The sequence below is a fragment of the Agromyces sp. H66 genome, assembly GCF_004959775.1.
GTDB lineage: Bacteria > Actinomycetota > Actinomycetes > Actinomycetales > Microbacteriaceae > Agromyces.
In genome coordinates this window covers 96,904-111,471 of record NZ_SJZG01000012.1, presented here as the reverse complement: position 1 = coordinate 111,471, position 14,568 = coordinate 96,904, and the positions used below count along the sequence as shown (strand labels likewise).

Here is a 14,568-nt window from a genome sequence, read left to right as displayed (position 1 = left end):
CGGGGCGCGCTCCCGGCGTACCGTACCCCAACGGTCGAGGTCGACGCGTCGAAGCCCGGGGGGAGCTTCGCCGGTCGACCTCACCGCCGTGTCCCCACCCAGCACGCACCACCAGTGGAGGCCCGCATGGGCATGCTCGTCTACGACGGCCGGATGTCACTCCCCCTCGATGACCGCACCCTCGCGCATGTGCAGGCGGTCGTCGTGAACAAGCTCCGCCGCCGCGAGAGTTTCGCGTTCACCGCCATCGTCGACGGCTCGGAGATCGTCTCCTGGATCGGCCCCGCGACGCCGCTCGAGTTCGTGTACTCGGGCAACCGCCGACCGCTGCTCAACCGCGCCTGGCTGGAACTGCTCGCGGAATCGGCGTCGTCGAACCGCGGCCTCGTCATCGTGCCCGAACCGCCGGAACTGCCCGAGGCCGCGCTGGCACCGGGTCGTGAGGTGCCCGGTCGTGAGGTTCCGGTCAGCGCCTGAGGGTCTCCGACGGTCGCTCGTCGAACGCACGCCGGTACTGCTCGGCGAATCGCGGAACGTGCGCGAAGCCCCAGCGGCGCGCCACGGCGGCGACGGTGACGTCGAGGCCGCCGGCGAGCAGGTCGGTGCGGGCGGCGTCGAGCCGGATGCGTCGGAGGTACTGCATCGGCGTCTCGCCGCGCTCCCGTGTGAAGGCCGCGTGCAACCCGCGTGTCGAGATGAACGCCGCGGCCGCGACATCCGTCGTCGTGATCGGATCCCCGACGTGGGCGTGCATGAAGTCGATCGCTCGCCGCACCGCCGCCGAGCCGGCGCCCTGATCGTCGGCGGTCTCGAGCCAGTTCGTCGGGAACGCATGCAGGAACGCCGTGGCGAGCTGATGGAACGTCGCGGCCGCGATCATCGGCAGTGAGTACACATCGGGGGTCACGTCGATGGCACTCCGGATGCCGCGAACCGTCGCATCCCAGTACGCGGCGAGCTCCGGCGAGAGCGGGGCGGTGCCGGTTCCCCGGAGCCGGAGGCCCTGGTTGCCCGTCGCCGCCCGGGCGATGGCCTCGACGGCGCGCGGGTCGAGCGCGACGACGCTCGCATGGTGCGCCTCCCACTCGGCGTCCAGACCCTCCGCGGGGGCGAGGAACGGCCGGCGGATGTCCACCGCCTCACGGCCGTGCATCCCGTCGAATCGGCCGATGATCGTGACGACCGTGAGCCCGGTCGACCCGGTGACCGCCGTGCCCGGGACATCCCACGTGAGGTCCACGATCGAGAACCGGTCGGCGGCGAGGGCATCGATGCCGACGTGGAACGTCGCCGGATCGGTCCGGGCGTACCGGATGTCGGGGAACGAGTCGGTGAGGCACCGCTCGACCGCCTCGGGCTCGCGGAGCGACAGGGAGGTGCGTTGTACGCCGGTCATCTGGTTCCTCGATCCTTCTCCCCGGCCGGCGCAGCCGGGAGCATCCACCCTACGTGCGATTCGGCGAGATGCAACCCCCCGCCGACCCGCAGCGACCCGGTCCGGCGGTCCACAATGGAGGCATGACGATCAACCCGATCGAACGCGCGCAGATGCTGAAGGCGCTCGCGTCGGAGACGACCGAGGCCATCGGCGCGCTCGCCGACAGTGGCGAAGTCACCCAGGGCAGCGCACTGTTCGATGCCGTCGCGAAGCTCGCCATCCAGGCGAACGGCATCTCGAACGTGCTCGTCGAGGTGCTGAACGAGCTTCGGACGCGATGATGAGCTACGAGATCGTGTGGACCTACGACGTGGCCTCCGCCCGCCGCGAGGCGTTCGAGCGCGCCTACGGCGCCGACGGTGACTGGGCGCGGCTGTTCGCACGCGGCGACGGCTTCCTCGAAGTGGTGCTCCTCGCCGACGCCGCCGTGCCCGGCCGGTACCTCACCATCGACCGTTGGCGCGATGCCGCATCCTTCGAGCGCTTCCAGGCCGAGCACGGCGACGCGTACGCAGCGCTCGACGACGACCTCGCGAACGTGTCGGGCCGCGGCACCCGGGTCGGCGGCTTCGTGCGACGCTGAGGATCGTGGCCCGTCGTGGCATCCGGTCGCCGTCGACGCCGTCGTGGCGGCCGTGCGCTCGGCCTAGGTCTCAGCTCCGCACGGACGCGCACTCCGTGACGAAGGCGGCGAGCTCGGCGGCCATCGATTCGGGCTCCCAGATGTGGTCGGCGCCGGGCATGCGCCGGAAGGTCGCGCCCGGGATCGCGGCGGTGAGCGCCTCGGCCGCCGAGAGGATGTCGTCGAACGACTGCTCGCCCGCGTACACGCGAACGGGCACCTCGAGGCCGCCGAGGATCTCGGCGAGCGGTGCGGACTCGACCCACGCCAGCGACTCGCCGTCGGGCACGTAGCTCACCACCTGCGCGACCGCCGCCTCGTACATGGGGGAGACGCGCAGCTCCTCGAGCCACTCCGGCGGCATGTCCTTCATGTAGTGCGCGAGCGCGCCCTCGAGGTCGCCCGCGGCGATGAGCCGGTCGACCTCCGCCGCCCAGGCCGCCGCGCCGCCGGCGATGCCCCCGATCGGCGCCTCCCACAGGCCCAGCCCCGCGACCGGGAGTCCCGTGTTCGCCGCGGCGAGCGAGATGGTGCATCCCGACGAGTGGCCGCACAGCACGGCGCTGCCGCCCGCGACCTCGAGGAGCGCCTCGATCGCGGCGAGCTCCCGGTCGAGTCCGATGCGTCCGGTGGCAGGGCTCTCGCCCCGGCCGACCCGGTCGTGGACCAGGGTCGAGATGCCGAGCGCGGCCGCGGCCTCGGCGGTCGCGGTGGTCCACGGGTCGATCGCCCGGAACGGCCCCGCGCCGGCGACGAAGACGAGCGCCGGGCCCGAGCCGCGGTGGTCGAAGGCGACACGGTCGCCGAGGCGGGTGGTGATGAACTCGCTCATGCAGGTGTTTCCTTCCTCGCCGCGGCCACTCGGTCGCGAACCAAACTAGACGGTGCAGTTCCGTTCTGCCGAGACTAGACTGATCAGTACCGAGCGTCAAGGACCGCATGGTGGAAGGGGTCGCATGCCAGAGCCGACTGCCGCGGCATCCGTCACCGAGGGCGCCTCGGCCCGCAAGCATCGGGCCATCCTGGCGGCTGCAGAGGAGATGTTCCTGCGCGCCGGTTACCTCGGCACGAACATGGACGAGCTCGCGGCGCTCTCGCAGGTCTCCAAGCAGACCGTGTACAAACACTTCGGTTCGAAGGAGGCCCTCTTCGTCGAACTGGTCACGACGATGACGGATGCCGCGGGCGACCGCGTGCACAACGAGGTCGCCGATCCGCCCGACGCGACCGCCGTGCCGGCCTACCTGCGGAACTACGCGGAGCGGCAACTCGACGTGGTCATGACGCCCCGCCTCCTCCAGCTCCGGCGCCTTGTCATCGGCGAGGTCGGTCGCTTCCCCGAACTCGCCCGCGCGCTCTACGAGAGCGGCCCCGGGCGCGCGATGGCCTCGCTCGCGGCGGTGTTCGGCCGCCTCGGCGAGCGCGGCCTGCTCGCGATCGACGATCCCGAGGTCGCGGCCGCGCAGTTCAACTGGCTCGTCATGGCCGGCCCGCTGAACGAGGCCATGCTGCTCGGCGACGAAGCGGTCCCCGACGCGAGCGCACGTCGCCGCCATGTGGCCGAGACGGTGCGCCTGTTCCTCGCCGGCTACGGACCGAGCGCCTGAGCCCGGCTCCGGTCACGCTCGGCCGAGCACGTCATCCCGCAGGAGCTGCAGTCGACTCGCCATGCGGAACGCATCCGGCCGGCTGGATGCCCCACTGAGGAACGTGGCGAGGTCGTGATCCGAGACGAACGTCACGCCGACGTCGGCGTCCACGAGGACGTCGACGAGGTTGATGAATCGCTGTTGCGCCTCGGCGTCGACATCCTCGAATGCGGGCACCCGAGTCACGGTCCAGCGCGGGTAGGACCGCGCCCACTCCAGGTACTCGATCGTCGAGGTCGGGCTCTGGCAGAGCTGGGCGAACGTGATCCAGAGCCCATCCGACCGGGCAGCGAGCACCTGGAAGTCGCGGCCGCGCACGGAGAGGATCGTCGCCTCGTCCTCGCCGGGCGCGTCGGACGGCGGTGAGGTGATCCACATGCCCGAGGAGAAGCCGCTCGAGTGCTCGTGGCGGACCGTGCGGTAGTCGGTCGGACCGTCGAGTCGGTACGTGTCCATGTTGGCAGTGATGAGCGCGATCCCCGGTTCGATGGTGTGATGCCAGATCGGGCTGGGCAGCAAGTCGTCGGGTGCGTAGTTCGAGGTCGCGAGCACCACGATGTCCCGACGGAACACGTGGTCGAGAAGCCGCGTGAGCAGGCGTGCGTCCCCCGAGTCGTGTACGTGCAACTCGTCGAAGAAGAGGAGGCGACTCCGCCCCGTCAGGTCGTCGATCGCTCGCTCCACCGCCTGGCGTTCGCTTCGGCGCTCGTGGATGCTGTCGTGCAGTTCCGCGAAGAAGCCGTGGAAGTGCACGCGGGTCTTGCGGGCGGTCGGCAGAGCCGCGAAGAACGCGTCGGCCAGCCAGGACTTCCCGCGTCCGGCCGGCCCATGCACGTACAGACCGCGCGGGCGCGATCGTCGTATGCGGCGATCGTCGACCGCCGCACCGAGCACGGCCATGCGCGCGACGAGGAGCCGCTGTTCGGGATCGAGCACCATGCGGGCCCGCGCCGCCGCGGCCTCGATCGCCGCCACCAGTTCCCGCTCCGCTCGCACGTCCCCAGCCTTGCATGCTCGTCCGAGGCGATCCCGTCAGAACAGCAGCGGAACGAGCTGGATCCCGAACCCGCTCGCGACGAACCGGTTGCGCCGGTCGCTCGTGAGCTGCGCCACCCAGTCGAACCGCCCGAGGTCGGCGATCTCGACGAACTCCCCCGCCCGCCCGTCGGCGCCGAAGCCGACGCGCAGCCCGTCGTAGTACCGCGATTCGAGCGGCTCGGTCACCGGGTCGACGTGCGGCAGCACCTCGCCCAGCCGACGCAGGACCCGCTCGGCGAGCGCGGGCCCTCGCGCGTCGACGCGAACGATGGCGCGGCGCCGGGCGAACGCCACGCCGAACTCGCGCTCGCACGCGTCGAACAGCCGGTCGTAGGCCCGCAGGTGCCGCACGACCGCCTCGACCTCGAACCCGTCGTCGGGCAGGCCCGCGCCGGCGTCGGCGAGCGCGAGCAGTCGGAAGTGCCGGGAGCGGGCGCCATCGTCGTTCGACAGGCTCTGCGCCCGCAGCGTCTGGTGCACCGTCGCGAGGCGCACCGCCGCCGGCGACGGCGACGACGACGGCGGCGACGACGGGTCGAGCAGACGCCGTGCGCATTCGAGCGCCAGCACGTTCGTGGGGTCGGACACCACCTCGGTGCCCCGCGTCGTCGTCACCGTGCGATCCTGCGAGGTCGGCGCGACCACCGAGTTGACGCCGAGCGGCGCGACCGGCGAGAGGAGCACGGCGTCGTACCCCTCGGCGGCGTCGAGCGCGAGTCGGTCGAGGGCGTTCGCGAGCCGCTGATCGAGCACGCTCGGCATCACGAAGCCGTCGCGCCGGTACTGCGCGAGGAGGTCGGCCGGACGCCGGCGCCCCGCCTGCTCGCGCACGAGGCGCAGCAGCTCGCCGCGCGTCCGGCTGGGTGATCCCTCCACGCGCGCGCCCGATCAGCCCTTCGACCCCGCCCACTCGAGCAGGCGCTCGGCGGGCCAGGTCGTGACGATCCGATCGGCGGGCACGCCGTTCGCCTCGGCGCGAGCGGCGCCGAGGTCGAGGAACGAGAAGTGCCCGGGCGCGTGCGCGTCGCTGTCGATCGTGAAGCGGCATCCCGCCTCGAGCGCGAGCTGGATGAGGTCGTCGGGCGGATCCTGGCGCTCGGGGCGGGAGTTGATCTCGACCGCGACGTCGTGCTCGGCGCACGCGGCGAACACGGCGCGGGCGTCGAACGTCGACTGCGGGCGGGTGCCGCGCGACCCCTCGACGAGCCGGCCCGTGCAGTGGCCGAGCACGTTGGTCTGCGGGTGGGCGATGGCGCGGAGCATCCGTGCCGTCATCTCGCGCGACTCCATGCGGAGCTTCGAGTGCACGCTCGCGACGATCACGTCGACGCGCTCCAGCATGTCGGGCGTCTGATCGAGCTCGCCGTCGAGCAGGATGTCCACCTCGATGCCCGAGAGCACGCGGATGTCGCCGGCTGCGCCGCTCGCGTTCAGCTCGTCGAGCACGTCGAGCTGCTCGAGGAGACGCTCGGTGCTGAGCCCGTTCGCGACTCGGAGGCTCGGCGAGTGGTCGGAGAGCACGAGGTACTCGAGGCCCACGAGCCCCGCCGCGCGCGCCATCGTCGCGATGGTCGTGGTGCCGTCGGACCAGTCGGAGTGCGCGTGCAGGTCGCCGCGCAGCTGCGCTCGAAGACCCGACGTCGCCGGGACGATCGCGGGGCCGGTGCGGGCACGGAGCTCGGCGAGGTACGCGGGCACCTCGCCGCCCACGGCTTCGGCGATCACCGTGTACGTCGTGTCGCCGATGCCCTTCGTGCGCTTCAGCCGGCCGTCGCGCACGCGTGCCGCGAGTTCCTCGGCGGAGTATTCGCCGATGACGTCGGCCGCCCGCCGGAACGCCTTCGACTTGAACGACGAGGCGCGATCGCGCTCGAGCAGGAAGGCGATCTCCTCGAGCGCCGCCACCGGGTCCATCAGCCCATTCTGGCCTGCCCCGGGGCATCCGTCACTCGGGATGTTCCCCCGGCGGGCCGGCGAGCACGGTGGGAACGTACTCGAGGAGCTGCAGGCGTCCGTCGAACAGTCGGTGCTCGACGAGCTCGAGCGCGACGTCGGGGTAGCCGTCGTAGATCCGGTCCTGACCGGTGGCGCCCGTGATCACCGGGAACAGCACCACTCGGAAGCGATCCACCAGGCCGGCCATGAGCAGCGACCGGCACAGCGAGACGCTGCCGAGCGTGCGCAACGGCGTGGTTCCATCGCGTTTCATCGCCCGCACCGCTTCGACCGCGTCGCCCGAGACGAGCCGGGTGTTGGGCCATGCGAGCGGCTCCTGCACCGTCGACGAGAAGACCACCTTGGGCATCGCCGCGAGCTCGGCCATGCCGGCCTCGTCGGGGTACTGCTCGGCGAGTCCGGACATGAGGCGGTACGTGTTGGCGCCCATCAGGGCGGGGTGATCGCGTTCGGGCGAGTTCGCGATCCAGCCGAGGTACTCGGGGCCCTCCATGCCCCAGAAGCCCGGCCAGCCCTCGGCCGCGCCGTAGCCGTCGAGGGAGGTGATGAAGTCGACCGTGAGTTCGGGCATCGGATGCCGCCTCCTGTCGTCGTGACAACCAGGTTCGAACGGCAGACTAACTCGAACAGCGATGTTCGACAACCCGTCGAGTTGCGGCCATCGGACTAGGGTGCAGAACGGGACCGGAACTTCCAGGAGGACGCGTGGCGCGAGTGACGAGCGCGGATGTCGCGCGCGAGAGCGGCGTGTCCCGCACCACGGTCAGCTACGTGCTGAACGGCACGGCGGGCACCTCGATCTCCGAGGCGACGCGTCGGCGCGTGCTCGAGACCGCGGCCCGGCTCGGCTACGCCCCCTCGGCCGCCGCCCGCACGCTGCGCAGCGGGCGCAGCGACCTCGTGCTGTGCGTGCTGCCCGACTGGCCGGTGGGTCCCGTCGTCGAGTCCATGCTCGACCACCTCGCCGACGATCTCGCCGAGCGCGGGCTCTCGGTGCTCGTGCACCACGCCCGCGGTGAGCGCCCGCTCTCCGACCTCTGGCGCGCCGTCACCCCCCGAACGGTCGTGGGCCTCTCGGCGTTCGATCCCGTTGACGTGCGGGCGATGCGGCGAGCGGGCATCCAGGTGGTCGACACCAGCCCCGACGAACGGGGGGCCGAGAACCCGCAACCTCGCATCGGCCGCCTCCAGGTCGAGCGGCTCGTCGCCGGAGGGCGCCGCCGGATCGGCTATGCCACGACCGCCGACCGACGGGTGGCCGAATTCGCCGACCAGCGGTTGGCGGGGGTCCGCGAGGCGTGCGCCGAGCACGGGCTGGCCGAACCCCTGGTCGTGCCGGTCGACGTGGACGCGGCATCCGGTACCGCGGCGGTCGCGACCTGGCGGGACGCGGGCGTCACGGGCGTCGCCGCCTACAACGACGAGGTCGCCTTCGCCGTGCTCGCGGGCGCACGGGCCGCAGGCCTCGCCGTGCCCGGCGACCTCGCGGTCATCGGCGTCGACGACGTGCCGCTGGCGGCGCTCGCGTCACCGCCGCTCACCACGATCACGCAGTCCATGGACCGGGAGGCCGCCTACCTCGCCGCACGGGTGATCGCGGCACTCGACGGCGACCCGCCGCCGAAGCGCTCCGGCGGCGGCCCGACGCTCGTCGCGCGCGACTCGGCCTGAAACCGGGAGCCTCGATCGAGTCGTCAGTGTCGGCGGTTCTGGCGGCCGCCTAGGCAGCCGGCACTGACGACTCGATGAACGCCCCTACGGCAGCGGGTACCGGACGAGGTACTGGGGCACGCCGATCACGGTCGTGTCGGCCTGCCCGCCGACGCCGTTCACGACGTGCTCGATCGTGCCGGCGCTGAGGTTCACCGTCATGATGTGGTGGAGCACCACGCCGTCGGCCTCGGGCACCTCGAACCCGTTCGCGGTGACGATCGACGGGTTGTTCTGGTTGAACACGTACACGCCGCCGCCGTGCAGCGTGTGCTCCGTGACATCCTCGTCCACCTTGTACCCCGCGTAGCCGAGCGTGCCGTCGGGACGCGTCCAGTCGGCCTGGGTCGGCGGGTCGTACGGCAGCTCGTTCTGGTACAGCACCGTCGTGCCGCGCTCGCCGTTCCAGACGGTGTTGAACTGCTGGAAGTGCTCGACGAAGAGGCCGGTCGCAGTCACGTCGTCGCCGTTCACGATCACCCCTGTGCGTCCGGTGTTCGTGTTCCAGCGGTCGGTGTCGCCGTTCACGCCCTCGGTGAAGCCCTCGACGCCGTGGTCGCCGCGCCACACCCAGGTGTGGTCGATGAGCACGTGGTCGCTGTTCACCACGAGCGCGGTGTCGGCCTTGCCGACGTGCGGCCCGCCCACGCGGAAGTACACGTCGGAGAGCGTGATCGGGTTGGCCGCGTCGACCTTCGCCGACTGGCCGCCGCCGGGCCGGCCGACCTGCATCAGCACGGGCGACTCCACGGTGCCCGCGTCGATCGTCACGCCGGCCACGATGATGCCGGGGGCGTCGGCGACCGTGAGCGGCACGGCGCCGTCGACCGCGGTGAGCGTCGCGTGCCCCATGCCGAGCACCACGGTGTCGGCGCGCTTGACGTTGATCGTGCTGTCGATGTCGTAGACGCCCGGCGTGAGCAGCAGGTGCTTGCCCCGGGCGAGCGCGGCGTTCATCGCACCGACCGGCTCCCCCGGCTTGGCGATGTGGAAGTCCGTGATCGGGATGCTGCGGCCGGGCGCCTCGCCGTCGGCCCAGGTGATGCCCCGCGTTCCCGCCTGCGCCTCGGGCACCCGCACGGCGTAGCGGCCCTCGTCGTCGACGTGGAGGTACGGCTTCTCCCGGCTCACGGGCGTCTCGTCGAGCGTCGTGTACGGCGGGTTCGGGAAGTCCGCGGCATCCGGAGCCCCCTCGACGCCCGAGAAGACCTGATTCCACACCCCGTTCGACCATCCGGCCACGACGCTGTTGCGCGTCAGCCACTGCTGCTGCGATCCGTTGATCGTGAACGGCAGGCGCGAATCGGCGATGAACCCGCCGCTCGCGTACTGGGGGCCTGCGGTGCAGTAGTCCATGAGCGAGAGGTTGCCGCCCGACACGTCGAGCCGGCGCATCGACACGGCCTGCGACACCGCCCAGAAGTTCGCCGAGGCGCGGCATCCGTCTTGACCCGCGCCGTTCACCTGGAGCGACAGGTTCGAGATCGTGCGCCAGAAGTTCACGAGCGCGATGCAGTTCGAGGTGCCGCCGTCCTCGAGGCAGCGGTTGTAGACCTCGAGCTTGCCGGTGATGTCGACGTCGCCCGGCAGCGCGCCGAGTCCCGCGACCTCGGTGTAGTAGCCGACGCGGGCCTGCAGGGGGTCCTCCGCGGAGCCGTAGGCGCCCGGCAGGAACAGCACGCTGTGCCGGGCGGTGGACATCTCGGCGTCGGTCTGCGCCGCCGCGAGCGCGTCGAGCATCGCCTGCACCTCGTCCTGCGGCATCGCCGGGTCGACGATGGTGACGTTCGGGCCGAAGTCGGGCGCGAACGGGTCGATCTCGGGCGCGGTCTCGGCGTGGGCCGCTCCGGCCGTGCCGACGGCGGTCAGCAGCACGGCGGCTGCGGCGAGCCCTGGCGTCGCCCGTCGCACCGTGCGCGCGGGTCGGGTGGGGGTGTTCATCCGGTCGAGTCCTCCTCGTCGAGGTCGGCGCCGTCACGCGAGCGACGGGGTCGTCACGTGTACAGGTGACTCGTGTCACCTCGGCGTACCCGCTCAGAGTAGGGGGCCGGGACGCGAACCCGCAAGAGTCCCGATGGAGCCCGGATGCCGCTACAGCTCGACGACCGTCATCCCCGAGCCGGACCCGCCCGCGGTGCCCATCGCGGCGATCGCCTCGGGCACCTGGTCGAGCGTGATGCGCCGGCCGACGAGCTCGATCGGCCGGAAGTCGCCCGATGCGACCGCGCCGAGCATCGACGGGTACTCGTGGGCGGCCATGCCGTGACTGCCGAGGATCTCGAGCTCGCCCGCGATCACCGCGTCCATGGGCATCGCCGCCATCGCGCTGTCGCCGAACATCAGGCCCACCTGCACGTGCCGCCCGCGCTTCTTGAGGCTGCGTGCCGAGGCGAGCGCGGTCTCGCTCGAGCCGAACGCGTCGACCGACACGTCGACGCCGCCGCCGGATGCCTCGAGGATGCGCTCCGCGGCCCCCTCGCCGCCGCGCACGGGCACCGCGCCGAGCTTCTCGGCCGCCTCGAGCGCGGCGTCCGAGACATCCACGCCGTAGACCTTCACGCCCGCCGCGACGGCGATCATGATCGCCGAGAGTCCCACACCGCCGCATCCGTGCACCGCGATCTGCTCTCCGGGAGCGAGCCTGCTGCGCGACACGATCGCTCGGTAGGCGGTGGCGAACCGGCATCCGAGCGAGGCGGCCTCGACGAAGCCGAGGCCCTCGGGCAGCCGGATGAGGTTGAGCGCGGCCTCGTCGATCACGACGTACTCGGCGAACGACCCCCAGTGCGTGAAGCCCGGCTGCGACTGCGCGTCGCACACCTGCTCGTTGCCCGAGAGGCACTCGGGGCAGCGGCCGCACGCGCAGATGAACGGGGCGGTCACCCGGTCGCCGACGCTCCAGCCGGCATCCTCGGGCACCTCCCGGCCGAGTTCGGCGATCTCGCCGGCGAACTCATGGCCCAGGACATGCGGCAGCTCGACGCTCTCGTCGTGGCCCATCCAGGCGTGCCAGTCGCTGCGGCACACCCCGGTGGCGCGGACGCGGATGACGGCGCCGCGGGGCGGGCACGCAGGCATCGGCACCTCCGCGAGCGCGGGCGCCTTGCCGAATTCGGTGAAGAGAACGGCACGCACAGGGGTCCTCCGGTTCGGGTCGATCCTTCGACAAGCTCAGGACATCGCGGATGTCGCGAAGCCGAGCTCCCCCGTGACCGACGTCGTCCGCGACATCCGCGAGCCTACCCGCCCGCAGGCGGGTGCACGGCCGGGCCGCCCTCGGACCTGTGTACGGAGCGAGAATTGTGTAACAATATGGCATGCGTTTCATGGTCGCCGTGCTCCTCGCCTCGGTGTGCTTCGGCACCACCGGCACGGCCCAGGCACTCGGTCCCGACGCGAGCGCGGCGTCGGTCGGGGCGGCGCGCATCCTCATCGGCGGGGGCGCGCTCGGGCTCGTCGCCCTCGCGATGCACGTCGCCGGGCGGCGACGCGGTGCGACCGGGACATCCGCCGCATCGCCGCCCGGCGTCGCTCCGCGGCATCCGCTGCCGTCATGGCTCGTCGTGGTCATCGGTGCGCTCGGGGTGCTCGGCTACCAGCCGGCGTTCTTCGCGGGCACCGCCGCCAACGGCGTCGCGGTCGGCACGGTCGTGGCGCTCGGGTCGGCCCCCGTGATCACCGGGGCGCTCGACTGGCTGCTGCGGCGACGCTACCCCGGCCACCGCTGGCTCGTCGCGACCGCGATCGCGACCGCCGGCGTCGCCATCCTCGCCGCGGCGACCGACCCGGGCCGGGCGGCGACCGATCCGCTCGGACTCGCCGCATCGCTCGGCGCGGGCACCTCGTACGCCGTCTACACGCTCGCCGCGAAGGCGCTCCTCGACCGCGGATGGTCGCCCACCGGCAGCATGGGCGCACTGTTCGGCGGAGCCGCGGTGGTGAGTGTGCCGCTGCTCGGCGCGACGGATGCCTCGTGGCTGGCGACCGGTCCCGGCCTGGCGATGGCGCTCTGGCTCGGGCTCGTCACCACGACCCTCGCGTACCTGCTCTTCGGTGCCGGACTCCGGGGCCTTGCGCCCGCCACGGTGTCGACGCTCACGCTCGCGGAGCCGTTGACGGCCGGGATGCTCGGCGTCGTCGTGCTCGGCGAGACCCTGACGGGCGGAGCCGTCGCGGGGCTCCTCGTGCTCGCGACCGGCATCGCCGTGCTCGCCACGGGCGGAGCGCGGCCGGCGCGAGCGCCGCTCCCGTCGGACGCGTCCGTTCCCGCGCGGTGATGCCGTTCCGCGGGCGACCCTGCGCGGGAACGGCGACATCGGCGGCATGCGATCCCGAGTGGATGCGGTGCCGGCGGGTGTCGGACACCACCGGTAGCGTGCACGCATGGACGTCATCCTCATTCCCGGGTTCTGGCTCGACGCATCCTCCTGGCAGCAGGTGACGCCGCTGATCGAGGAGGCCGGCCACCGCGTGCACCCGATCACCCTGCCCGGTCGCGAATCGGTCGACGCCGACCGGTCGGGCATCGGCCTCCGCGACCACGTCGACGCGGTCGTGCGCGTCGTCGACGGCCTCGAGGGCGAGGTGGTGCTGGTCGGCCACTCCGGCGGCGGAGCCGTTGCGCACGGCGTCGCCGATGCGCGGCCGCATCGGATCGCCCGCGTGGTCTACGTCGATGCCGGGCCGCTCGGGCACGGCGATGCGATCAACGACGAGCTGCCCGTGGTCGACGGCGAGATCCCGCTCCCCGACTGGTCGGAGTTCGAGGACGCCGACCTCGTCGACCTCGACGACGACCTGCGCGCCGCCTTCCGTGCGCGAGCCGTGCCCGAGGCGACGGGGGTCGCCTTCGATCCCATCGAGCTCCACGACGAACGGCGCTACGACGTGCCCGTCACGATCATCGCGTGCGAGTTCCCGAGTTCGGCCATCACCGAATGGATCGCCGCCGACTCGCCGTTCACGCGCGAGCTCGCGAGGGTGAAGCATGTCGACTACGTCGACCTGCCCACGGGGCACTGGCCGCAGTTCACGAAGCCCGTGCAACTCGGGCAGGCGATCACCGCGGCCATCCGCTGAGCGCGATCGGGGGTCGCGAGTCCGGGGTCGCGTGCCCGGTCGCGCACCCGGGGGTCGCGTATCCGAGTGCGCCCCGGTCGCCGCTCAGAGCCGGGAGCCGTCGATCGAGAACGTGTCGCAGGCGCCGGCGCCCTGCTGGTAGCCGGTCTCGAACCATCGCACCCGCTGCTCGCTCGTTCCGTGCGTGAAGGAGTGCGGGGTCACCTGGCCCTGCGTGGCCTCCTGGATCCGGTCGTCGCCGACGGCCGCCGCGGCGTCGATCGCCTGCGTGTACTCCTCACGGGTGATCGGCTGCAGGAACGGCACGCCGCGCTCGTCCTCGGTCTGCGCCGCCGCCGCCGCCCACGACCCGGCGAAGCAGTCGGCCTGCAATTCCACGCGGACCGCGTTCGACGTGGGACCGGTCTGGCCGTCCTGCGCCCGCTCGAGGACTCCGGCGATGTTCTGCACGTGGTGGCCCCACTCGTGCGCCACGACGTACATCTCGGCGAGCGGCCCGCCGCCTGCTCCGAAGCGGCTCTCGAGCTGGTCGTAGAAGCTCGTGTCGATGTAGATCGTCTGGTCGGGCGGGCAGTAGAACGGGCCGGTGGCCGACGACGCGTTCCCGCACGCCGTGGCCACCGCCTGCTCGAACAGCACGAATCCCTGCGGACCGACGTAGTCGAGCCCGACGTTCGGCCCCTCGGTCTGCCAGTAGTCCTCGAGCGAGGCCGACGCACCCTGCATGCGGCACTCGATGCGCTCGTTCGCATCCTGCCCGGTCAGGCACTGCTCGAGCGCGGTGTCCTCGGCCGCGGGCTGGCCCCCGCCCCCGAGGAGGCCCGTCACGTCGAAGCCGAGGAACTGCGAGAGCAGGATGAGCGCGACGACGCCGAGCCCGCCGCCGCCGATGGCGAGACCGGTGTTGCGTCCGCGATGGGATACCTTGCCGCCGCTGATGTCCGAGTCCGGGTTGAACGTCATGGATCGACGCTACTCCGGCGGACGGTACGAGGCCCGGCGAGGTCCCGGTTCGGGCGCCCCGTTGACAACGGCGTCGGAATCGGCTTCGGCGTGGACGTCGTCGTCCTCGTCGT

At 72.0% G+C, this 14,568-nt stretch carries 16 protein-coding genes; 7 read left to right on the top strand and 9 right to left on the bottom strand.

Going from position 1 to position 14,568, the window contains the following annotated elements; genetic code table 11:
- Window positions 1-126: 126 nt before the first annotated feature.
- Window positions 127-477 carry an ATP-dependent DNA ligase gene (locus tag EZM51_RS17300; protein ID WP_136709554.1) on the top strand — a complete coding sequence of 117 codons (351 nt, stop codon included), beginning with the start codon at window positions 127-129 and terminating at the stop codon, window positions 475-477.
- On the opposite strand, the gene EZM51_RS17295 is transcribed toward EZM51_RS17300, so the two are convergent.
- Window positions 467-1,396, bottom strand: coding sequence for a helix-turn-helix transcriptional regulator (locus tag EZM51_RS17295; protein ID WP_136709553.1), 930 nt, complete (start codon window positions 1,394-1,396; stop codon window positions 467-469). The two genes, EZM51_RS17300 and EZM51_RS17295, sit on opposite strands and share 11 nt — an antisense overlap.
- 122 nt (window positions 1,397-1,518) lie before the next feature.
- On the opposite strand from EZM51_RS17295, the gene EZM51_RS17290 reads away from it, so the two are divergent.
- Window positions 1,519-1,719 carry a hypothetical protein gene (locus tag EZM51_RS17290; protein ID WP_136709552.1) on the top strand — a complete coding sequence of 67 codons (201 nt, stop codon included), beginning with the start codon at window positions 1,519-1,521 and terminating at the stop codon, window positions 1,717-1,719.
- Window positions 1,719-2,021 carry an antibiotic biosynthesis monooxygenase gene (locus tag EZM51_RS17285; protein WP_136709551.1) on the top strand — a complete coding sequence of 101 codons (303 nt, stop codon included), beginning with the start codon at window positions 1,719-1,721 and terminating at the stop codon, window positions 2,019-2,021. Before EZM51_RS17290 ends, EZM51_RS17285 begins: the two co-directional genes overlap by 1 nt.
- 70 nt (window positions 2,022-2,091) lie before the next feature.
- Here the strand turns inward: EZM51_RS17285 and EZM51_RS17280 are convergent, their stop codons facing one another.
- A complete protein-coding gene (locus EZM51_RS17280) occupies window positions 2,092-2,892 on the bottom strand; it encodes an alpha/beta hydrolase (protein WP_136709550.1) in 801 nt (266 codons plus the stop codon).
- Window positions 2,893-3,016: 124 nt separating this feature from the next.
- Here EZM51_RS17280 and EZM51_RS17275 point away from each other — a divergent pair, with 124 nt between their 5' ends.
- Window positions 3,017-3,667 (top strand): TetR/AcrR family transcriptional regulator, encoded by a 651-nt coding sequence (locus tag EZM51_RS17275; protein WP_136709549.1) that lies wholly within the window; start codon window positions 3,017-3,019, stop codon window positions 3,665-3,667.
- 12 nt (window positions 3,668-3,679) lie between these two features.
- Here the strand turns inward: EZM51_RS17275 and zapE are convergent, their stop codons facing one another.
- Genes zapE through EZM51_RS17255 form a run of 4 tightly spaced genes read right to left on the bottom strand, consistent with a single transcriptional unit; the run spans window position 3,680 to window position 7,274 of the window.
- Window positions 3,680-4,705 carry a cell division protein ZapE gene (zapE, locus tag EZM51_RS17270; protein WP_136709548.1) on the bottom strand — a complete coding sequence of 342 codons (1,026 nt, stop codon included), beginning with the start codon at window positions 4,703-4,705 and terminating at the stop codon, window positions 3,680-3,682.
- A gap of 36 nt (window positions 4,706-4,741) precedes the next feature.
- Window positions 4,742-5,623 carry a hypothetical protein gene (locus EZM51_RS17265; protein WP_136709547.1) on the bottom strand — a complete coding sequence of 294 codons (882 nt, stop codon included), beginning with the start codon at window positions 5,621-5,623 and terminating at the stop codon, window positions 4,742-4,744.
- Window positions 5,624-5,635: 12 nt separating this feature from the next.
- A complete protein-coding gene (locus tag EZM51_RS17260; protein WP_136709546.1) occupies window positions 5,636-6,661 on the bottom strand; it encodes a PHP domain-containing protein in 1,026 nt (341 codons plus the stop codon).
- Between the two features lie 31 nt (window positions 6,662-6,692).
- On the bottom strand, window positions 6,693-7,274 hold the full coding sequence (locus EZM51_RS17255) for a dihydrofolate reductase family protein (protein ID WP_136709545.1): 582 nt from the start codon (window positions 7,272-7,274) through the stop codon (window positions 6,693-6,695).
- Between the two features lie 134 nt (window positions 7,275-7,408).
- On the opposite strand from EZM51_RS17255, the gene EZM51_RS17250 reads away from it, so the two are divergent.
- Window positions 7,409-8,374 (top strand): LacI family DNA-binding transcriptional regulator, encoded by a 966-nt coding sequence (locus EZM51_RS17250; protein WP_136709544.1) that lies wholly within the window; start codon window positions 7,409-7,411, stop codon window positions 8,372-8,374.
- Window positions 8,375-8,458: 84 nt separating this feature from the next.
- On the opposite strand, the gene EZM51_RS17245 is transcribed toward EZM51_RS17250, so the two are convergent.
- Together EZM51_RS17245 and EZM51_RS17240 are read right to left on the bottom strand one after the other, a co-directional pair.
- On the bottom strand, window positions 8,459-10,354 hold the full coding sequence (locus tag EZM51_RS17245; RefSeq protein ID WP_136709543.1) for an adenylyl cyclase: 1,896 nt from the start codon (window positions 10,352-10,354) through the stop codon (window positions 8,459-8,461).
- 150 nt (window positions 10,355-10,504) lie between these two features.
- On the bottom strand, window positions 10,505-11,548 hold the full coding sequence (locus tag EZM51_RS17240) for a zinc-dependent alcohol dehydrogenase family protein (RefSeq protein ID WP_136709542.1): 1,044 nt from the start codon (window positions 11,546-11,548) through the stop codon (window positions 10,505-10,507).
- Between the two features lie 182 nt (window positions 11,549-11,730).
- Between EZM51_RS17240 and EZM51_RS17235 the strand changes: the two genes are divergently transcribed.
- Together EZM51_RS17235 and EZM51_RS17230 are read left to right on the top strand one after the other, a co-directional pair.
- Window positions 11,731-12,690, top strand: a complete 960-nt coding sequence (locus EZM51_RS17235; RefSeq protein ID WP_136709541.1) for an EamA family transporter — start codon at window positions 11,731-11,733, stop codon at window positions 12,688-12,690.
- 106 nt (window positions 12,691-12,796) lie between these two features.
- On the top strand, window positions 12,797-13,492 hold the full coding sequence (locus tag EZM51_RS17230) for an alpha/beta hydrolase (protein WP_136709540.1): 696 nt from the start codon (window positions 12,797-12,799) through the stop codon (window positions 13,490-13,492).
- Between the two features lie 84 nt (window positions 13,493-13,576).
- Here the strand turns inward: EZM51_RS17230 and EZM51_RS17225 are convergent, their stop codons facing one another.
- Window positions 13,577-14,455, bottom strand: a complete 879-nt coding sequence (locus tag EZM51_RS17225; RefSeq protein ID WP_136709539.1) for a neutral zinc metallopeptidase — start codon at window positions 14,453-14,455, stop codon at window positions 13,577-13,579.
- Window positions 14,456-14,568: the final 113 nt, after the last annotated feature.